The organism is Acinetobacter sp. NigerLNRRAM0016, assembly GCF_054112845.1.
The window spans coordinates 1-18,043 of sequence record NZ_JBSYVT010000010.1 but is presented as its reverse complement, the minus strand read 5'-3'; the positions used below and the strand labels follow the sequence as shown (position 1 = coordinate 18,043).

22 protein-coding genes are annotated in these 18,043 nt (G+C 43.1%); 10 read left to right on the top strand and 12 right to left on the bottom strand.

Annotated features, from left to right (window positions below; genetic code table 11):
- Positions 1–23: 23 nt before the first annotated feature.
- From ACWQ4X_RS08295 to ACWQ4X_RS08275, 5 genes are all read right to left on the bottom strand, one after another.
- Positions 24–392 (bottom strand): hypothetical protein, encoded by a 369-nt coding sequence (locus tag ACWQ4X_RS08295; RefSeq protein ID WP_142767740.1) that lies wholly within the window; start codon positions 390–392, stop codon positions 24–26.
- Between the two features lie 250 nt (positions 393–642).
- The gene (locus tag ACWQ4X_RS08290) at positions 643–1,272 is read right to left on the bottom strand and encodes a GGDEF domain-containing protein (protein ID WP_457903314.1); all 630 of its coding nucleotides are present in this window, start codon (positions 1,270–1,272) and stop codon (positions 643–645) included.
- The gene (locus tag ACWQ4X_RS08285) at positions 1,188–1,691 is read right to left on the bottom strand and encodes a GAF domain-containing protein (RefSeq protein ID WP_457903367.1); all 504 of its coding nucleotides are present in this window, start codon (positions 1,689–1,691) and stop codon (positions 1,188–1,190) included. Before ACWQ4X_RS08285 ends, ACWQ4X_RS08290 begins: the two co-directional genes overlap by 85 nt.
- Positions 1,692–1,952: 261 nt before the next feature.
- Positions 1,953–2,528 carry a xanthine phosphoribosyltransferase gene (locus ACWQ4X_RS08280; RefSeq protein ID WP_131323948.1) on the bottom strand — a complete coding sequence of 192 codons (576 nt, stop codon included), beginning with the start codon at positions 2,526–2,528 and terminating at the stop codon, positions 1,953–1,955.
- 90 nt (positions 2,529–2,618) lie between these two features.
- A complete protein-coding gene (locus tag ACWQ4X_RS08275) occupies positions 2,619–3,332 on the bottom strand; it encodes a DUF3108 domain-containing protein (protein ID WP_457903313.1) in 714 nt (237 codons plus the stop codon).
- Between ACWQ4X_RS08275 and ACWQ4X_RS08270 the strand changes: the two genes are divergently transcribed.
- The gene (locus tag ACWQ4X_RS08270) at positions 3,241–3,453 is read left to right on the top strand and encodes a hypothetical protein (RefSeq protein ID WP_457903376.1); all 213 of its coding nucleotides are present in this window, start codon (positions 3,241–3,243) and stop codon (positions 3,451–3,453) included. The two genes, ACWQ4X_RS08275 and ACWQ4X_RS08270, sit on opposite strands and share 92 nt — an antisense overlap.
- Positions 3,454–3,497: 44 nt before the next feature.
- Here the strand turns inward: ACWQ4X_RS08270 and ACWQ4X_RS08265 are convergent, their stop codons facing one another.
- On the bottom strand, positions 3,498–4,181 hold the full coding sequence (locus ACWQ4X_RS08265; protein WP_457903312.1) for a hypothetical protein: 684 nt from the start codon (positions 4,179–4,181) through the stop codon (positions 3,498–3,500).
- A 230-nt stretch (positions 4,182–4,411) separates the two neighbouring features.
- Between ACWQ4X_RS08265 and ACWQ4X_RS08260 the strand changes: the two genes are divergently transcribed.
- Positions 4,412–5,293, top strand: a complete 882-nt coding sequence (locus ACWQ4X_RS08260; protein ID WP_457903311.1) for an energy transducer TonB — start codon at positions 4,412–4,414, stop codon at positions 5,291–5,293.
- A gap of 98 nt (positions 5,294–5,391) precedes the next feature.
- Here the strand turns inward: ACWQ4X_RS08260 and ACWQ4X_RS08255 are convergent, their stop codons facing one another.
- The 4 genes from ACWQ4X_RS08255 to miaB form a co-directional block, all read right to left on the bottom strand.
- Positions 5,392–5,697, bottom strand: coding sequence for an antibiotic biosynthesis monooxygenase family protein (locus tag ACWQ4X_RS08255; RefSeq protein WP_457903310.1), 306 nt, complete (start codon positions 5,695–5,697; stop codon positions 5,392–5,394).
- Between the two features lie 73 nt (positions 5,698–5,770).
- Complete coding sequence (gene ybeY / locus ACWQ4X_RS08250) at positions 5,771–6,253, bottom strand: rRNA maturation RNase YbeY (protein ID WP_457903309.1); 483 nt, start codon at positions 6,251–6,253, stop codon at positions 5,771–5,773.
- A gap of 18 nt (positions 6,254–6,271) precedes the next feature.
- A complete protein-coding gene (locus ACWQ4X_RS08245) occupies positions 6,272–7,348 on the bottom strand; it encodes a PhoH family protein (protein ID WP_100243262.1) in 1,077 nt (358 codons plus the stop codon).
- A gap of 39 nt (positions 7,349–7,387) precedes the next feature.
- Positions 7,388–8,842 carry a tRNA (N6-isopentenyl adenosine(37)-C2)-methylthiotransferase MiaB gene (miaB, locus tag ACWQ4X_RS08240; protein ID WP_100243263.1) on the bottom strand — a complete coding sequence of 485 codons (1,455 nt, stop codon included), beginning with the start codon at positions 8,840–8,842 and terminating at the stop codon, positions 7,388–7,390.
- 343 nt (positions 8,843–9,185) lie between these two features.
- On the opposite strand from miaB, the gene ACWQ4X_RS08235 reads away from it, so the two are divergent.
- The 5 genes from ACWQ4X_RS08235 to ACWQ4X_RS08215 all read left to right on the top strand — a co-directional run bounded on the left by ACWQ4X_RS08235 (position 9,186) and on the right by ACWQ4X_RS08215 (position 13,810).
- Positions 9,186–11,144: a transglycosylase SLT domain-containing protein gene (locus ACWQ4X_RS08235; RefSeq protein ID WP_457903308.1), complete on the top strand. Its 1,959-nt coding sequence runs from the start codon at positions 9,186–9,188 to the stop codon at positions 11,142–11,144.
- Positions 11,145–11,178: 34 nt separating this feature from the next.
- The gene (locus ACWQ4X_RS08230; protein WP_457903366.1) at positions 11,179–11,844 is read left to right on the top strand and encodes a ribonuclease T2 family protein; all 666 of its coding nucleotides are present in this window, start codon (positions 11,179–11,181) and stop codon (positions 11,842–11,844) included.
- Positions 11,845–12,015: 171 nt separating this feature from the next.
- Positions 12,016–13,002 (top strand): malate dehydrogenase, encoded by a 987-nt coding sequence (locus ACWQ4X_RS08225; RefSeq protein ID WP_016168548.1) that lies wholly within the window; start codon positions 12,016–12,018, stop codon positions 13,000–13,002.
- Between the two features lie 162 nt (positions 13,003–13,164).
- Positions 13,165–13,422: a DUF2789 family protein gene (locus tag ACWQ4X_RS08220; RefSeq protein WP_457903307.1), complete on the top strand. Its 258-nt coding sequence runs from the start codon at positions 13,165–13,167 to the stop codon at positions 13,420–13,422.
- Positions 13,423–13,558: 136 nt separating this feature from the next.
- Positions 13,559–13,810, top strand: coding sequence for a DUF2789 family protein (locus ACWQ4X_RS08215; protein ID WP_100243267.1), 252 nt, complete (start codon positions 13,559–13,561; stop codon positions 13,808–13,810).
- Between the two features lie 83 nt (positions 13,811–13,893).
- On the opposite strand, the gene ACWQ4X_RS08210 is transcribed toward ACWQ4X_RS08215, so the two are convergent.
- Both ACWQ4X_RS08210 and ACWQ4X_RS08205 read right to left on the bottom strand, forming a co-directional pair.
- Positions 13,894–14,421, bottom strand: coding sequence for a hypothetical protein (locus tag ACWQ4X_RS08210; RefSeq protein ID WP_374531589.1), 528 nt, complete (start codon positions 14,419–14,421; stop codon positions 13,894–13,896).
- Between the two features lie 59 nt (positions 14,422–14,480).
- The gene (locus ACWQ4X_RS08205; RefSeq protein WP_100243269.1) at positions 14,481–15,083 is read right to left on the bottom strand and encodes a 2OG-Fe(II) oxygenase; all 603 of its coding nucleotides are present in this window, start codon (positions 15,081–15,083) and stop codon (positions 14,481–14,483) included.
- 115 nt (positions 15,084–15,198) lie between these two features.
- On the opposite strand from ACWQ4X_RS08205, the gene ACWQ4X_RS08200 reads away from it, so the two are divergent.
- From ACWQ4X_RS08200 to ACWQ4X_RS08190, 3 genes are read left to right on the top strand one after another with little or no spacing between them, the layout of a single operon-like run.
- A complete protein-coding gene (locus ACWQ4X_RS08200; protein WP_457903306.1) occupies positions 15,199–16,056 on the top strand; it encodes a 23S rRNA (adenine(2030)-N(6))-methyltransferase RlmJ in 858 nt (285 codons plus the stop codon).
- A 48-nt stretch (positions 16,057–16,104) separates the two neighbouring features.
- A complete protein-coding gene (pssA, locus tag ACWQ4X_RS08195) occupies positions 16,105–16,929 on the top strand; it encodes a CDP-diacylglycerol--serine O-phosphatidyltransferase (protein ID WP_457903305.1) in 825 nt (274 codons plus the stop codon).
- 31 nt (positions 16,930–16,960) lie between these two features.
- Positions 16,961–18,034 (top strand): DUF6670 family protein, encoded by a 1,074-nt coding sequence (locus ACWQ4X_RS08190; protein ID WP_457903304.1) that lies wholly within the window; start codon positions 16,961–16,963, stop codon positions 18,032–18,034.
- Positions 18,035–18,043: the final 9 nt, after the last annotated feature.

Sequence of the window (18,043 nt, the reverse complement as noted above, 5' to 3'; positions counted from 1 at the left end):
GATGAGTCATAGCAAGATGACTGTTATGACTTTTCGACTTGAGCTTTGAAGCGATGCTTGCACTTTAAACATCTGAAATCGAGGAAAATATTCTTATCAATGACCACGCCTGCTTTTTTGCCGAAATAATTGCCTAAAAAGCCGCCCGTAATACCGACGCTGATGCCACCAATAAATGTGCCTACTGTCCCGCCGACAATCACACCGAGGGGTCCTGCGACTGCACCAATTGCGGCACCTGTAGATGCGCCAGTTGCTGCACCACCAACGGTTCCTGCTGCAACGCCTGCCGAGCCTAACAAAATCCCACTGGCTTTTTTCAGGTGCTGATCATGATTGCGTTTTTCAATTTCGCTTGAGCCACATTTGGGACAGAGAATCGTATTTTCCATAGATGATTTGCCTTTGCGTGCTGTTATTGCGGAGAGAGCAAAACAGCATAATGGGGTAAGGATTATACGCTTCAGCAGAACAACCTTGTGCTGCTTTGACTTGGACATATTCGCTAAGTACGTAAATCTAGAGTAAATTCTAGCGAAAATGAGTCAGCTTGTGTTTATCTGAGTTGTAAAAAATCCGCCCGAGAACACAGCTTCATGAATAAAATATGAAGTGCAGGTCAAGCAGGGTAAACATCAAGAATTAATTCTTGAGTGGAGTGTGGTCTAGGTGAACACGGTTGCGTCCCGCTTGTTTGGCTTGATATAAGGCTTTATCGGCACGTTTAAATACGGCTTCGGCACTGGCGTCAGTCGGCTGTGCTTCTGCAACCCCAATACTGACAGTAAAGCAAATGACTTCCTCCTGATAGGGCAGTTTCATGGCTTCAATGGCTGCACGAATTTGTTTGAGCAGTTTGACTGCCTCTTTCGAGCGAGCAGGCAGAATAATCGCAAACTCTTCACCGCCGATGCGAGCCAGAAAATCTTGCTCACCTAAATAGGCCTGAATATTTTCAGTCATGCATTTCAGCACATAATCACCCGCTTGATGCCCATAAAAATCATTGAGGGTTTTGAAATGGTCAATATCCAGCACACCAATACTAAATGGGGTTTGGGCATTAAAAAATAACAGCATGCTTTGGTTGCTTTCCTGAATAAAGCTACGCCGGTTAAAAGTACCAGTCAGTTCATCCGTCGCCGTGAGTTTCTGCATGTCCTGAATTTGTAAATGCAATTTAATGTTCAAGGCAATCCAGTTGGCGAGACATTGCAGCAAGATGGCTTGTTGTTCGGTGTAATGGAAGGTGGCTCCAAGGTGCCCAAACATTTTTCATTATGGATGAGCGGGGCATCCATGCATGAGCCCATGCCGTGTTGTGCCAGCATTTGACAGTCTAATTCTTCAAATTTTGCAACATCATCACAAATGCGTAAGGTGGTGCTACTAAACACTCGCCCGACAAAGGTATTTTGAATTGGCATTTGAAAATTGAGAGGAATCGCCTGATTTCCCGAGATGGAATACAGTCTTAGAAAATTATGCTGATCATACAAGGTGATGCTGGTCCGTTCCGCCTGAAACACCCGAGAAATCCAGAACGCAATTTTATCGAGCAGGCTCTGCAAACTGTCGGCTTGCGCTAAATCATGGATAAACTTGATTGGAAGTTGAATACAGTCACTCTCATTCAACTGGGAGAGTTGGTGGGGAGTGTAAATTCGTTCGGCGATGTTCTTGTTCTTCATTGACACAAGGTTCTCTAGATTCAATGCTCTGTAGCGTGGTCTTTTTATTCAGAGGAATAGGGGGATTCATTTTTCAATGAGCGATATTAAGCTGTTTTGAAGCTTAAATATGCTCAATAGGGATACTCATCCATAGTATGCTTTTTTTATGAATTTTTCAGGAAAATAATAAAACTGCTGGGAACATATTTCGCCCAATTTTCCGAATGATGCACAATAAAAAAGAGCGCAAGAGCGCTCTTTTATGTGACCGATTGTGGCTTAGTCACGTTCAAATTCGACGGTACCGTTGGCTAAAGATTTCACGCGTGCCAGTGATTCTACACGGTAGCCTTTTTCCAAAAGTAATGCACGACCAGGTTGGAATGATTTTTCAATCACAATACCAATCCCGACCACTTCAGCTTGAGCCTGATGAATTAGATCTGCTAAACCGAGCGCCGCTTGACCATTCGCCAAGAAGTCATCAATCACCAAAACCTTGTCTGTTGAGCTGATGTGCTTATTCGAAATCGCAATCGTGCTTTCAATCTGTTTGGTGAAGGAGAATACTTTTGAACGGTATAAATCATCTTTTAACGTTAAAGATTGATATTTACGTGCAAAAATCACAGGCACGCCGAGTTCTAAACCAGCCATAACTGCAGGTGCAATGCCTGATGCTTCGATCGTAATGATTTTGGTGATTCCAGCATCTTTAAACAGACGCGCGAATTCTTGACCAATTTGTTGCATCATTACTGGGTCAATTTGGTGGTTTAAGAAAGAATCGACTTTCAGAACTTGATCAGAGAGAACGATACCTTCTGCTAAGATTTTCTGTTCTAGTGCGTGCACGGGAGAATCCTCGGGGGCAGGTGCTTTTTCAAGCAAAAGCGTATTTTAAAAAGCACCTGAAAAAAATCAAGTAAAAATCATCAAAATGGATTAATTCATGGGTCCTTTATACCCAGTCAGTAATAAACCATATGAAGATTTACCATCCTGATGAGTCACTTTTACAGGCAGGTAGTCTAATTTTGGTGCCAACCAGAAGGTGGTATCACGACCTGGTTTGTCATGCTTCATCACCACTTTAATGGTGTCGAAGGTGCCATATGAAGTTTTAACCTTCTCAGAACCTTGTTTCACAAACTGACGTGCTTCAACTGCTTTGGCATCTGCAATCAAGTAACTTGATTTCATACCGACGCCTTTTAAATCTTCACGAATTTGTAATTCAGCATTAAGTTCATCCAAAGCACCAGCTTTCCATGCAAAAGAACGTGCTGTGTCGTCTTTTTTGGTGTTGATGGTTTTTGTACTTGGATTGAAGTTAATGCTCATGGTGTTGTTATGCACCAAAATTTTGCTGGTACGGCTAAAGCTGTTCGAGCTAATTTTGCCTGCATTAAAACCAAAGCGGCTGGTTTCAGAAGCAGAAGCAATAGCCCCAGCTTTGGCTGCAAAAACATAGGTCCAGTTATTGCCAGACTTGCTTAAGGTACGAGTTGCCGAGCCCATGTTTTTGCTATTGTAGTTAAATTGATAACTTGCTTGGAATGGACTCATGGCGAATGCTTGGCTGGAAAAGCCAGTAAATAACAATGTAGAGGCAATACCTGTAGTCACTGCTATTGTTTTTAAAACATTTTTAGCCATTGGTGAACGTGTTCCTGTGAAGTTTAAAAGTGAGTGTATCTTAAAATTACACAAAATTATTATGCCTAAGCATTATGAAGATAAAATCTGCATTTTTGTGCAAAATGTATCTTTCCTGTAGCCTTTTTCTTTAACTTTCATGTCTGTTTTAGGGGAGTATTTTGCCTATTTCCCTTTTTGTCTAATCGGGGTGACTTGGTTGTCAGGAATGCCTTCATGCGCCCAGTCATCAATCTCGTCTTCGGTCATTTTGCCAAACAATGCGGCTAAATTGACATTCCCCAGCACCACCAATTCTGCTTCACGTAAAACCGCATGATTGACATGCACTTTGTTGAGCGTGTCAATGATGGAGCGTTGTTTGCCCAGCCAGCGATTCAGATCCAAATGTAGTAAATCATCTTTGACTTTAATCACATTGAGTTTTTCTAAGATCATGCCCAAAGGATCTTTATTTAAGATCTTTTGATAAAAGAAGATGGCAGCGTTAAAGCCGATTTTATGCAAGACATTTTGAAATTTGGCTTCAATCACTTGGGTGTCGCTGATTTGCTCAAACACGATCAGCTGGATGTCTTTGTTCATTTCCATCTGAACCAGTTTTAGGTCAACCGAGAGCGTGGTGTAAATACCTTGATATTCCAAAGTCGCGTATAGGCGTAACCAGTCATCATGCAGATCGGCATGCAAATCTTTCAGCATCTTCACATTGTCAGTAACAAAGCGTTGGAAGGTGGCATTCAGAAAAACTTGCGATAATGGAAATTCCCGCTCATCTTCAATAAAGCCTTCCGCTTTTTGGTACACTTGATGTAGCCGTTTAGAAATATTGGAAAGTAGCGTTTGCATAGAAGCGTCCTGGCAAGTGAATCTACTGGCTGATGATGAGTTTTGCCGAATTGTATTTAAAATTACAGAAAATCAATCTTGCAGTTTAGCAAAATTAATTGCACCATTTTCAGTATTTTAATGCAGTGATTCTGTTGTATTGATGAACTTCAGGTTTTATCAAAAGAATAGCAACCAAGTCAAAATTTTACTGTATATGCAGTGTGGGGAAGGCAGTTTGTCGCTTAGTTATGATCCTGAATAAAATAAATTATACGCCATTATTGCGTGCGTGGTGGAAAGATCCGATTTTTACAACGGCGGTGGTTGTCGCCCTGATTGTACATCTTCTGGTGTTAGCCATTGAATTTGCTGCACCGACCCAACAAGATGCTGCCGTAAAAGAAATTGCGGTGACCTTACGTCCGAGTGAACAAAAAGTTGAGCATGCCGACTTTTTGGCACAGGCAGATCAACAAGGTTCTGGCACTTTCCGCGAAGCGCACCGTATGTCCAGTGATATGCCTGTGCCGATGCTGGAGCAAAGTGCGGGTGAAAAACAGATGGAAACGCTGCAAAAAACACAACAAAAGCGTGAACTGAATTTTGAAGAAAAAGTCTTGATGACTACATTAAGTTGGCAGAAACAGGCAGAACAAAATCGTCGTAAAAAGGCGATGGAAGAATTGAATAGTCAATTCCAAGCCAAAGCAGCCATGGTGGCAAGCCTAGAAGCACAATATTTACAACGTCAGCAAAATTTTAGCCGCCAACAAAAAATTAAAACTGTGGATGGTATTCAAGCCAAGCAGGACATTTCGGCTACCTATTTGGAAAAATTCAGAGAAAAAGTCGAGTTCTATGGCAATCGTTATTACCCAGAACAAGCCAAGCAACTACGCATGGCGGGTGAAGTACGCTTAATGGTGATTCTGAACCGTAATGGTGGGATTCGTGCCATTCGTTTAATTGAAAGTTCAGGACATGATTTACTGGATGAAGCTGCCAAGGCTTCGGTTCGTAAAGCGGCGCCATTCACTGCATTTGATAGCAAGATGAAGGATATTTCAGAATTAAGGATTGTGCGTACATGGCGTTTCGACCCCGCGGAAGCCGAGTTTGAAGTGCATTAATTCAAGAGAATAAGTTTCGCTCAATTTGACTTTAGCTGCTGAGATTAGAGGGTTGATGTATAGGTAGTTGCATCAATTTTCGTCTGGGCTGCTATGCGTTATTGCATCTGGGCAGTGCTGGCATAATGATGTTCAATTTTGCAGATTTCCACACTAAACGATTGATACCATTGCTGTTTCCCGAGTTGCTGAGCAACTTGATGTTCCGCATCCCGATGCCATGCCTGAATGCCGGTTAGGTGATTCCAGTAGGATAAGGCAATTTCAAAATCCTGTTCGGAAATGGCTTCAAATTTTTGACAATTAAACTGGGTTAAGGCCTTTTCTCGCAATGCTTGCGCAGTTTTGAAATAGGCTTCATCCAGTGCTTTGATTTTGGCTTTAAAAATCACCACGTAATTCATGCTTGTCCCTTTTGCTTAATGTTGTGAAGTTTCTGGGCATAAAAAAGCGAGCCGAAGCTCGCATTTTTAAGATTTAATCTTGTTCCAGATAGGGGTTGTCATAACCCAGTTTGGCTAAAATTTCAATTTCCAGTGCTTCCATTTCTTCTGCATCTTCATCCGAAGTTTCATGGTCATAGCCCATGAGGTGCAGGGTGCCATGTACCAACATATGGGTGAAGTGTGTCAGTGCTGCCTTGTTTTGCTCTAGCGCTTCTTGCAGCACCACAGGAATACAAATCACCAAGTCACCAATCGGAAATGAGGCCAGCACCTGCGCCATTTCATCAGGCAGGTCACTCGGGAAAGACAACACGTTGGTCGGTTTATCTTTGCCGCGATATTCTAAATTGAGTTTATGGCTTTCATCATTGTCGACACAGGCAATCCCGATTTCGCAATCACTTTGGGTGTCGATATGACGTAAGCTGGTTTCAACCACTTTTTTGATATAGGCGCGTTTCAGCACCAAGTCTGGTGACTGAAACGCCTGTTGTAAGGAAAGGCTAAGTTTCAAAATGAATCCTTAAGGCGGTTAATCTTGTGCATCCGCAGCGGCATCATTTTCGGCAATTAACGCTTCTTGACGTGCTTTGCGTTCTGCACGTGCTTCGGCACTCAAGCGTTGTTGTTCGCTGTCCCAACCTTCGTAAGCTTCTACGATTTTTTGTACCAGTTGGTGACGAACCACATCACGTGAATGGAAGCGGGTAATGTGAATTTCTTTAATGTTTTCAATCACACGAAGAGTGTGTGCAAGACCAGACTGCTGACCTCGTGGTAAATCGACCTGCGTGATGTCACCGGTAATTACGGCACGTGAACCAAAGCCTAAACGGGTTAGGAACATCTTCATTTGTTCAGGCGTGGTGTTTTGCGCTTCATCCAGAATCACGAAAGAGTGATTTAAAGTACGACCACGCATATAAGCCAGCGGTGCAACTTCAATCACTTGACGTTCAATCAATTTCGCCACTTTTTCAAAACCGAGCATTTCATACAAGGCATCGTACAAAGGGCGTAAGTAAGGATCGATTTTCTGGCTTAAATCACCAGGCAGGAAGCCTAGTTTTTCACCCGCTTCGACTGCAGGACGGACCAATAAAATCCGTTGGATTTCATTACGTTCTAACATGTCGACTGCGGCAGCTACGGCAAGATAGGTTTTACCTGTCCCCGCAGGACCAATACCAAAGGAAATATCGCTTTGTAGAATCCGCTGAACATAGCGGCGTTGGTTTGCACCACGTGGATTAATACGACCTTTACGGGTTTGCAGATAGACATCTTCCAAACCCGTGTGCTCATTATCAGAAAAATCTGCTTGAATTTCACGGTCAGTCTGACTGCCTTGAATCATCATGTGGATGACGTCGGCAGTAATTTGTTGCGAGGTTTCAGCTTCTTCATGCAGACGTTGCAAGAGTGTCTCGGCTCTCTCGACTGCATCAATCTCCCCATCGATGTAGAAATAATCACCTCGATGGGAAATTTGGACATCTAGACGTTGTTCGATTTGTTTCAAGTGACCGTTATAAGCACCGAGCATGCTTTTTAAACGCTCCATTGAAATACCAGGAAAAGTTACTGTACGTCGAATCGCTGCAGTCAAGTGAGTTCCTTTATGGTAGCTTGAGTCTATACGCTTACATTACGCCACGTCAGGCTCAAGATTCAAGAGTTCACCATAAACTAAATTTAAAGTTTTAATTTCAGTGATCTCAATCTCCGCGAAACGTCCGACCCATGCTGCATCCCCAATAAATGTCACAAAACGTGTATTGTCTGCAGTACCCATCAAAACATTTGGATCTTTGTCGGAAACTTTTTCAATCAAGACACGTTGAATGGTGCCGAGCATGGCATCGGTCTTACGGATACTTGATTGCTTAATCCAGTGTTGAACTTTGGCTAGGCGATCTTTTTTTACATCTTCAGGCGTGTTGTCTGGTAATTCAGCCGCAGGTGTTCCTGGGCGTTTTGAATAGACAAAGCTGTAAGAATGATCGAAATCCATGTCTTGAATAAACTGATAAGTTTCTTCAAAGTTTTCATCGGTTTCGCCAGGGAAGCCGATAATAAAATCTGAAGATAAATGCATGTCTGGACGCACTTTGCGTAACTTGGCAATTTTGTCGATATACACGTCAATAGTGTGGTTACGCTTCATGCCTTGTAACACATCATTCGAACCGCTTTGCACAGGTAAATGCAGATGTGAAACCATTTGTGGTAAATCACGGTAGCATTGAATTAAATCATCATTAAATTCAAGCGGGTGAGAGGTCGTGTAACGTAAGCGACCAATACCCGGGATTTCAGCCACAAGGCGTAATAAGTCTGCAAAAGTACAGATATTGCCTTCAAAGGTCTCGCCACGGTAACCATTTACGTTCTGACCTAACAGACTGATTTCACGTACGCCTTTTTCTGCCAGCGTGGCAATTTCGGCCAACACGTCATCGAGGGGACGAGAAACTTCTTCACCGCGCGTGTAAGGCACGACACAGAATGAACAGTACTTAGAACAGCCTTCCATAATCGAAACGAAAGCTTTGTAGCCTTCTACACGTGGTTCAGGCAAGAAATCAAACTTCTCAATGTCTGGGAACGAAATATCCACCAGTTTGATTTTTTCTTTCTTTGGTTTTTCAATCTGTTCGAAATGTTGATCCAGCATTTGTGGCAAACGGTGCAAGGTTTGCGGACCAAAAATCATATCCACATAATTGGCACGCTTCTGAATGTTGTCACCTTCTTGAGAGGCGACACATCCACCCACACCAATAATCAGGTCTGGGTTTTTGTCTTTCAGTTTGCGCCAGCGACCCAATTCAGAGAACACTTTTTCTTGTGCTTTTTCACGAATCGAGCAGGTATTCATCAGTAGAATGTCGGCTTCTTTCGGATCTTGGGTGAGCACGTAACCATGTGAATCGCCAAGTAAATCTGCCATACGGTGACTGTCATACTCATTCATCTGACACCCTTGCGTTTCGATATACAGTTTTTTAACTGAACCGTCGGCTGGGGTGTGCTGTGGCTGGGTAACAGTGTTTTCTGAAGCAGCGTTGGCACCATTCGGGATGAAGGTTTGAACCGTCATGTAGGCTCCTAACAGGGTAAAACGGAGAAACGTGTCCTCTGCATGGTTTGGGCTGGCAAGTGTTCGATGAACATCCGCGAGCGGAGAAACAGAGAGAAAACACGAGAGAATTTAATGAAGGCGCATATTTTAGCAGGATTTACAGAAAAACGGTCAGCTTTAAATTTCGAAGCAAAAATATTGATTTATGAAGTAAAAATGTTTGAAAATTAATATTGCCTTATCAGAAGGTTACACAACACAACAACAGCGTGGCTAGAGAATATTCTACACTAGCGGCTTGAATAGCGTGTTTGCATTGAGATTGGGTCGGCTAGGTAAAATAAAGGATGAAGGCGCACATATGTTAAATCAGTGGTTACATAAGAAAAATTATTATCACGTACTTGCATGGAGTGTGGCTTCAGTCGGCATCTTTGGTCATGCCTATGCGGCAGATGAACAGTTTAACGATGCATTGCAAGCAGCCAATTCAGGCAATACGGAATTATTACAACAATATCAAATGTCTATGCAGAGTGATGTTTTGGGCTACTACCCAGAATATTGGAGTCTGAATGCCAATTTAGGCTTCCAGCCTGCCAATAATATTATCAATTTTGCGAGACGCTATCCGCAATCGGCGATGGCCGAAAAATTAGCGGCGGACTATGTGGAAGAAAAAGTTAAACAGGCTGACTTTAGCAGTGCGCAACCAGTCTTGCCTTATGTGACCAATCCTGATCAGGCGGAAAGTTGTGCGGTTGCTCAAGTGCGTGCCAAAACAGGTGATCCATTGGTTTTTGCCGAATATAAAGATGTCTGGTTGACCACCAACTCACAACCTGAATCCTGTACAGGTTTAGCGCGTCAAATGCTGTCTAGTCCGTTAATGACGGAGCAGGACAAGCAACAACGTTTATGGGTGTTGTTGCGTGCAGGACAATCGGGGCAAGCAGTCGCTACGGCACAGACGCTCGGTTTAAATTTGAGTCTGTCTCAATTGAACCAGATTCAGGCAGATCCGCTGAATTATGTCTGGTCTGCACCAAAAGCCAGCGTGGAAGATCAAGCCTATCTGATTTTTGCCATGGGGCGTATGGCGGATAGCGATTTGGACGCTGCGATTTCGTCGGTGCAGCGGACGGCACAAGGGACTCCTGAAGCGGTACAGAAAGCCTTATATCGTGCTGTCGGTTATATCGGCGGTACCACGGTGATGAAGAATAATTTTAAACGTGAAGTCCTGAACAATTTTGATGCCAGTTATGGCCTGCCATTTAGTCCTGAAGAAGCGGAAATTTATGCCCGTCAAGCCATTCGCTTTAGTGCGTGGGAAAGTCTAATTCGTGCGATTGATGCCATGAGTGTCAATCAAAAGCAAGAAGACCGTTGGCAGTACTGGCTGGCTCGTGCTTATGAGCAGCGTAATGATGCCAGTGCCAAACGTGCTGCGCAGGATATTTTCCGTAAACTGGCGCAAGGGGATCAGTATCATAATTTATTGGCGAAAGATCATGTGGGGCAGCGCTATAGCTCTATTCCTTCTAATGTGCAGCCAAGTAACAGTGACAACCAGCGTTTAAGTCAAGATATTCATTTTAATCGTGCATTTACCTTACGCAATGTCAATGCACCTGATAGTTATGTGAATCGCGAATGGAACTGGGCCGTGCGTCAAGCTTATCTCAAACATGATGATGGCTTGTTGCTCGCCGCAGCCAAGCGTGCCACCGATATGGGTTGGTATGATCGTGCTATTTATGCCGCAGACCGTACTGAAAATAAGCATAACTATGCTTACCGTTATGCCATGCCACATCAGAGTTATGTGGTCAGCCATAGTCAGAATGCAGGCATAGATCCTGCGTGGGCCTATGGGTTAATGCGTCAGGAAAGTCGCTTTGTCTCCAGCGCACGTTCGCATGTCGGGGCGGGCGGTTTAATGCAAATCATGCCAGATACCGCGAGACTGGTTGCCAAGCAAATGGGTGAAACCTATAATCCAGCCGCTTTGTCGGACATGAATACCAATATTCGCTATGGGACGTTTTATCTGTCGATGATCAATGGGCAGTTAAGCAGTAATCCAGTATTGGCAACCGCGGGTTATAACGCAGGGCCCAACCGTGCGCGCCGTTGGCAGCCTGATGACCGTCCATTAGCGGCAGACCAATATACGGAAACCATCCCGTTGAGTGAAACGCGTGACTATGTGAAACAGGTCATGACCAATGCCACGCATTATGGTGTTTTATTGGGGCAGGGGGCGCAGTCGATTGGAAATCGCATGCAAGTGATTCCTTATCGTGCTACGCCTTAAAACTATTGTATAAGCACTTAAAGGTTTAATCTTGATGTGGCTTGATGCTGTTGAACAGACATACTTGAAAGGTACCCTGCTCACACTGAGTGGGTTGGGCTTGTCTGTCTGTTCACTCACAACCTCGGCAGGCTCTTCTGCTGCCACGCAGGGCTATGTCATGGAAATTCAAATGACCCCTGCGGCATGCATGATGGATAGTCAACGCAGCAAGAAACGCAAGTGTCTGGAAGGCTATTCACTGAATATTGTGGGATTGTTGCCTGTCACAACCGAGCGAGATTGTGATACCTCAACTTCAGCCGCACTTTCTCCGTTGCAAGCCAAAGTGGTGGCACGAGTGATGCCCGACGAGAATTCGCGGGTGCAGCTTTGGCAATCGATTGGGGGCTGTGTGCCGATGGGGGCGAGTCAATATTTCCGCACCATCATCAATTATGCAGAACGTTTAAAAATCCCAGCAGAATTGTCCAGCCCTGAAACGCGGACCTTGCCGCAAAATCATATTAAGCTTCAGTTTTTACGCCTGAATCCGAGTTTGCCAAGCACAGGCATTCAGTTGGGTTGTCAAAGCTATCGCGGTGAAAACTTCTTGACCAAAGTCAATATCTGCTACAAAACCAATGGGCAGTATAAACAATGCTCGACTGCAGTCGTCAGCAATTGCCCGAGTCAGATCACCATTAAAGGCTCATATTAATTTTTTTGTGACTGGCGATTTATATTTCCTATCAGACTTTTGTTGAAATTGACGCTCTTTTTTATGCATATCCTTGAGGATTGGAGTACAATCTTTGCCGTTTATGATAATTCGATGAAAACGGACAGACCCGTTTAATCATATTAACGATCCTCAATTGGAGATAATTACATGAAGCAACCTGTTCGCGTTGCCGTTACTGGCGCAGCTGGTCAAATCGGTTACAGCTTATTATTCCGTATCGCTAGCGGTGAAATGCTTGGTAAAGACCAACCCGTTATTTTGCAATTGTTAGAAGTTCCATTTGAGAAAGCTCAAGCTGCGCTTAAAGGCGTAATGATGGAATTAGATGACTGTGCTTTCCCATTATTGGCTGGCATGATCGGTACTGATGATCCTAAAGTTGCATTCAAAGATGCTGACTACGCGTTATTGGTTGGTTCACGTCCACGTGGTCCTGGTATGGAACGTGCTGACTTGTTAAAAGTGAACGGCGAAATCTTTATTGGTCAAGGTCAAGCACTGAACGAAGTTGCTAGCCGTGACGTTAAAGTGTTGGTTGTAGGTAACCCTGCAAACACTAACGCTTACATCGCAATGAAATCTGCTCCAGATCTTCCAGCGAAAAACTTCACTGCAATGTTACGTCTTGACCACAACCGTGCGTTAACTCAACTTGCTCAAAAAGCGGGTGTTGCAGTTTCTGACATCGAAAACATGACTGTTTGGGGTAACCACTCTCCAACAATGTATGCTGACTACCGTTTTGCAACTGTAAACGGCGAAAGCTTAAAAGACAAAATCAACGATGCTGCTTGGAACAAAGACGTATTCCTTCCAACAGTTGGTAAGCGTGGTGCTGCAATCATCGAAGCGCGTGGTCTTTCTTCTGCTGCTTCTGCTGCAAACGCTGCAATCGACCATATGCGTGACTGGGCGCTTGGCACAAACGGCAAATGGGTAACTATGGGTATCCCTTCTGACGGTTCTTATGGTATTCCTGAAGGCGTAATGTTCGGTTTCCCTGTAACAACTGAAAACGGTGAATACAAAATCGTTCAAGGTTTAGAAATTGACGAATTCAGCCGTGAGCGTATCAACTTCACTCTAAACGAGTTAGAAGAAGAACGTGCAGCAGTTGCTGACATGGTGAACTAATTTAATCTTCTTAGATTAAGTTAAAAAAGCACTCCATTTCGGGGTGCTTTTTTATGGCTGAAGAGAACCAACAAAAAATAACATGCTGAAAAAATATACAGAATGATTTTATTCTGTCATTCCGTTACCTTGAAAAGAGAACAAGGACGCGAGGGCAGAATGATGTTTGATGTACAACCCACCCTAGAATTGCTATTTGAACAGCTCGGTTTAAACGCCAGCGAAAGCGATATCGATCAATTTATCCGTGAGCATCAACTAGGTGCTGATGTCGAGCTGCATCAAGCCAGTTTTTGGAGCGATGCACAGCGTGAATTTTTGCACAGTCATTGGGACAAAGATGATGAATGGGCAATCGTGATTGATACCCTAAATGAGCAGCTACATGAAGATACGGGAACCATGAATATTAGTGGTTAATACAGGCTGTAGGGCTTTGGCGTAGTACACAAAAAACTACAACAAAGTCGCTACAGCCTCTTTTTTTGTCTGTGTATTTCTTATAAGTTAAGTAAATAATAAATTACAGATGAATTGATAAGGGGTAGGGAAAACTATGACAAACCATCCATCCTTAGAACTACTGTTTTCACAATTAGGTTTGGCAAACAGTATGGCAGCCATCGAGCTGTATGTCCGTACACATCAACTCCCTGCACATTTGTCTTTGCATGAAGCGCCGTTTTGGAATAAGTCACAACGTGATTTTTTGATTAGCCATTTGGTACAAGATGACGATTGGGCAATCTGGATTGATGAACTGAATCAACAACTACATATGGATGCTTATAAGTTACAAACCGCTTAATGTGCTATTCCGCCATTAAAGTAATTGCCCAATGTATATAGAAAAAAAGCGCCGATTGCGGCGCTTTTTACTTGTGTGGTGTCTTAATGCAAATTCTGCTGTGTGAGCTGTACAAACCATAAAGTTTCACGGTACGCCTCAAATGCTGGATGCTGATGTAATAAGAACGAATCAAATTCAGCGGTCTGGCTATATTTTTTTAACCAATGGCGGCTCATGGCATCTTCATTTTTGCAAGCACTAGCATAGGCAAGGAAGAAATACACATCACCATGCTCATGTACAGTCAGCGGTTTTAAAATCTGCTGGGTAATGAGGGCAAAACGCTGTTCTTTGGTGATTTCAAAGTACAACATATAAGCTTTGGCTAAATGCAAAGATAAATTTAAATAAGTAAGTAGCGGCATTTCCTCAAATTCAATCCGCCCTTGCTCGAGCAGCACAATCGCTTCTTGCAAGAAATGCAGTTGTTCCTGACGTACGCGGCTTATAGTCACCAATGCTAAACGCAGGTCCGCACGTTCTAACGCTAACTCTGGGGTATTACCTTCCAAATACATTTGGTCAGTCTCACCAATTCGCGCAATAATTTGCTTGGCATCTTTCAGCATCAGTACTGTCCTCTTCAGTTAAGTGGCTTATATGCGGTCATTCGGCAAAATTTAAAGGTTTACCAAATTGAGTTACCACTTCTTAACCAAGCGGTAATCGAAAGACGTTGCTGTTTGGCTTCAATCACTTCGTGCAGCAAATCACTTTGAAACAGGGCAATGCGATTGGGTTGAGGATTAATCAGATGCCATTCGCCATGCTTGTCTTGAAGTCGAAGCTGACCACCCCAGTCGTCCTGCCAAGCCTCATGTAAATAGTAAACCACGGAGATGACACGGTCATTTTTCTTCTGCGGATTGTCACGATGCAGCGCATAAAACTCACCTGCATGATAGCAAGCAAAATGTGCCTCAACTTCACGAATGCCGAAGTAGAATGCTTGGTTCAGTTGCTCTGACAACAAGGACAACGTATCCACATGTTGTTGTGCGACAGACAATTCTGGATGAATCCAGAGAATATGGTCGCTACGAATTTTACTGACGACCCCATTTTGAATTGCGGCTTCACGAAATTGATCTAAATGTGAGGTGCATTCTTTGACTAAATCGTTGACATATTCGGCTGGATAGGCCTGATCAATCAGTGCAAAACCCTGTTGATCAAGATCATTCAGGACTTGATCAATATTCCATGATGCGGGAAGCTTGGAAGCAAGCATAAAAGCACAACTCAAAACAAGAAAACAGTACCGCTTTATTCTAGAACAACATAAGCATCGGAATGAAACTATTTTTCATGCTAAAATACCCATTGATTTTAGGAATTAAACAGAAATGAATTACCGTCACCATTTCCATGCAGGCAACTTTGCCGACGTCATGAAGCATGTATTATTGCTACAGCTTTTGACTCGACTCAATGCAAAAGATAAACCATATCGCTATGTTGATACGCATGGTGGTGCGGGTAAATACGATTTATCTTCTTCAGAAGCACAAAAATCAGGTGAATTTTTAAATGGTATTCACCGTTTAGTAAAACTGGATGATTCGGTTAAACGTACTGCGCCTGAAGGGGTTCAGCAATATTTAAAAATTGTTGAAAAAATGCGTGGCAATTTCGGTAAGGGTGCTTACCCAGGTTCACCGTGGTTTGCGCTAGAAGGAATGCGTGAAACGGATAAAGCGACCATTTTTGAAATGCAACGTGATGTGTTTCAGCAATTACGTCATAACATTCATGACAAGCGTGCGGGACTGCATGAGCGCGATGCCTATGAAGGCTTACATGGTGTGATTCCACCGAAGGAAAAGCGTGGCTTGGTCATGATTGATCCGCCATATGAGCTTGAACGTAAAGACTTCCCGCAATTGGTGGAGTTGTTGGTTGCAGCTTATAAAAAATGGCCGACAGGTGTGTTTGCAGTTTGGTATCCAATCAAAGACCGCGCCATGATTGAACGTTTTGAAAAGAAAATGTTTAAGACAGGCATTCGCCGTCAGTTGGTCTGCGAAGTATGTGTATGGCCTGATGATACCCCAGTCGGTTTAAACGGTTGTGGTCTGTTGGTGATCAATCCACCTTGGAAGTTCTCTGAAGATGCTGATGAAGCTTTACAATGGTTGTTCCCGCATTTACGTATGCAAGAAAATGGTGGACATGCCGCAGTACGCTGGTTGGTTGGCGAATAATCGCGAATAGACAGTAAAAAATTAGGTTGCAGATTAGGATATAAAACAATGACAAATAGCTCTAAACCTGAACGCGAGTTAAATGCGCCAGAGCATGACTACGATGGGATTACCTTCGAAGTTGTGGAAGAGGAGCACACGCAAGAAGGGCAGAAAGTCAAACGTCGTGGTATCTATCTGTGGCCGAATTTAATTACCACAGCCGCATTGCTTTCGGGTTTTTACTCAATTATTGCCAGTATGAATGGTGAATTTACGCAAGCCATTTATGCAATTTTCCTCGCGGCCTTGTTTGATGGTTTGGATGGTCGCGTAGCACGTGCCATTGGTGCGCAAAGTGCTTTTGGCGAACAGTTTGATTCGCTGTCTGACATGCTGGCGTTTGGTGTTGCTCCAGCTATTCTTATGTATAGCTGGAGTTTGCATGACTTAGGGCGTATTGGTTTAGCCTGCTGTTTTGTCTATACCGCTTGTGCAGCCTTTCGTTTGGCACGCTTTAATGTACAAATTGGTGTGGTAGACAAGCGTTATTTCATTGGGGTAGCCAGTCCATTGGCTGCGGTCATGATTATTTCCATGGTTTGGGTCGGACGTGATTTTCCGAATATCTTCGATTTAAACGAGTTGGGTATCCAGATTGTCAATGCGATCATTATTGTGGCAGTCGGATTGTTGATGATTTCTAATATTAAATATTATTCATTTAAGAGTGTAGACCGTAAACGTGTGCCGTTTGCAGTATTACCAATTGCGGTATTTATCCTTGCTGCCATGACGTACAATATTCCAGTCGGCATTTTAGTGATTTCAATCATTTATGCACTTTCTGGTTTTGTTACGACTTTCCTTGCTCGCAAACAAAGTGTGAGCTAAGCATGGACTAAGCGTGATGAGGAGCTAGACGATGCAATTGTTCCAAGATTTTTTAGATCGATCCAAACAATTGAATCTGGCTCCCAAAAAGTCACGCTTAAACTTTCATGTTCCTACGCGTCAATATAAATTTGTCTACTTTGGCGTGATCTTGCCCAATCTTCCTGCACCATTACATTACTTTAATTTCATTGGCTTAATGGGTGCTGCACATGCACCGATGCTACGCAATGAAAGTGCGCTGCAAACTCATGCCATAGATACCGCAACCATTTTATGTAGTAGCAGTCCACATATGGTTGGACAGTTACATAGCTACGCCATGTCACAAGACTGTATTTTTTCTAAGGGGCTCTTACAGTTTTCCAGTCAAGAACAGGTGTTGGGAAATTTACCCAATTTAGAAATACAACGAGAAGATAGTGAATTAAGTTGCCAGCTTTCGCTGCATAGCACTTCACAGGTAAATTATTTTAATAAGATGCGGATGGGGCTAGCAGAACACTGGTCGACCCGATGCTTTTGTGAAGGTTCAATTGTTTACAAAGAGCAAAAATTTAAAATTTCCCAATACGGGGTATTTGAATTTGCCCGAGCCATTCAGTTTCCTTATCTGCCACTTGCATTTTTTACCTATCAAATTATTCAACTCAATAATGGTGATCAACTGCTATTGGCACAAACGAGGGACAGTTTCAATCGAATTGTGCAATCTCGGATTTATCTAAAATATGCCCAAGTCGAACAAATCGAACTTTTTGATGAGGGTGTGCAATTTAAAGTTCACCGTGTATATCCCAAAGTGATTACCCCCAATGGTCAAGCAATTTATTTGCCTCGGGAATTTGAATGGCACTATCAAAGCAAGCGAGGGGAGATCATTCAGGTACAGGCACAAAGTCGCGGGGATTTTAAATTTGGACTAGCTGCAGGTTATGTAGGCAGTTTCAAATATCAAATTAAGATCAATTCAAGAGAAGAATACGGTGAAGCAGGCTATTGTGAATATGTCGATTGCCGTACATTGAAGTGGCAAGAGAAAAATCAGGATGAAAAAATATTAGATGATTTCGCGAATTCTGTGCCTTTTATGCTCAAAAAATAACATTAAAAG

What these genes read in the sequence shown, in the direction of transcription:
- ACWQ4X_RS08295 (WP_142767740.1), bottom strand. Translation starts at nt 392, where the DNA reads ATGGAAAATACGATTCTCTGTCCCAAATGTGGCTCAAGCGAAATTGAA.
- ACWQ4X_RS08290 (WP_457903314.1), bottom strand. Translation starts at nt 1,272, where the DNA reads ATGTTTGGGCACCTTGGAGCCACCTTCCATTACACCGAACAACAAGCC.
- ACWQ4X_RS08285 (WP_457903367.1), bottom strand. Translation starts at nt 1,691, where the DNA reads ATGAAGAACAAGAACATCGCCGAACGAATTTACACTCCCCACCAACTC.
- ACWQ4X_RS08270 (WP_457903376.1), top strand. Translation starts at nt 3,241, where the DNA reads ATGGCGAATGCTTGGCTGGAAAAGCCAGTAAATAACAATGTAGAGGCA.
- ACWQ4X_RS08275 (WP_457903313.1), bottom strand. Translation starts at nt 3,332, where the DNA reads ATGGCTAAAAATGTTTTAAAAACAATAGCAGTGACTACAGGTATTGCC.
- ACWQ4X_RS08265 (WP_457903312.1), bottom strand. Translation starts at nt 4,181, where the DNA reads ATGCAAACGCTACTTTCCAATATTTCTAAACGGCTACATCAAGTGTAC.
- ACWQ4X_RS08260 (WP_457903311.1), top strand. Translation starts at nt 4,412, where the DNA reads ATGATCCTGAATAAAATAAATTATACGCCATTATTGCGTGCGTGGTGG.
- ACWQ4X_RS08255 (WP_457903310.1), bottom strand. Translation starts at nt 5,697, where the DNA reads ATGAATTACGTGGTGATTTTTAAAGCCAAAATCAAAGCACTGGATGAA.
- miaB (WP_100243263.1), bottom strand. Translation starts at nt 8,842, where the DNA reads ATGACGGTTCAAACCTTCATCCCGAATGGTGCCAACGCTGCTTCAGAA.
- ACWQ4X_RS08235 (WP_457903308.1), top strand. Translation starts at nt 9,186, where the DNA reads ATGTTAAATCAGTGGTTACATAAGAAAAATTATTATCACGTACTTGCA.
- ACWQ4X_RS08230 (WP_457903366.1), top strand. Translation starts at nt 11,179, where the DNA reads ATGTGGCTTGATGCTGTTGAACAGACATACTTGAAAGGTACCCTGCTC.
- ACWQ4X_RS08225 (WP_016168548.1), top strand. Translation starts at nt 12,016, where the DNA reads ATGAAGCAACCTGTTCGCGTTGCCGTTACTGGCGCAGCTGGTCAAATC.
- ACWQ4X_RS08220 (WP_457903307.1), top strand. Translation starts at nt 13,165, where the DNA reads ATGTTTGATGTACAACCCACCCTAGAATTGCTATTTGAACAGCTCGGT.
- ACWQ4X_RS08215 (WP_100243267.1), top strand. Translation starts at nt 13,559, where the DNA reads ATGACAAACCATCCATCCTTAGAACTACTGTTTTCACAATTAGGTTTG.
- ACWQ4X_RS08210 (WP_374531589.1), bottom strand. Translation starts at nt 14,421, where the DNA reads ATGCTGAAAGATGCCAAGCAAATTATTGCGCGAATTGGTGAGACTGAC.
- ACWQ4X_RS08205 (WP_100243269.1), bottom strand. Translation starts at nt 15,083, where the DNA reads ATGCTTGCTTCCAAGCTTCCCGCATCATGGAATATTGATCAAGTCCTG.
- ACWQ4X_RS08200 (WP_457903306.1), top strand. Translation starts at nt 15,199, where the DNA reads ATGAATTACCGTCACCATTTCCATGCAGGCAACTTTGCCGACGTCATG.
- pssA (WP_457903305.1), top strand. Translation starts at nt 16,105, where the DNA reads ATGACAAATAGCTCTAAACCTGAACGCGAGTTAAATGCGCCAGAGCAT.
- ACWQ4X_RS08190 (WP_457903304.1), top strand. Translation starts at nt 16,961, where the DNA reads ATGCAATTGTTCCAAGATTTTTTAGATCGATCCAAACAATTGAATCTG.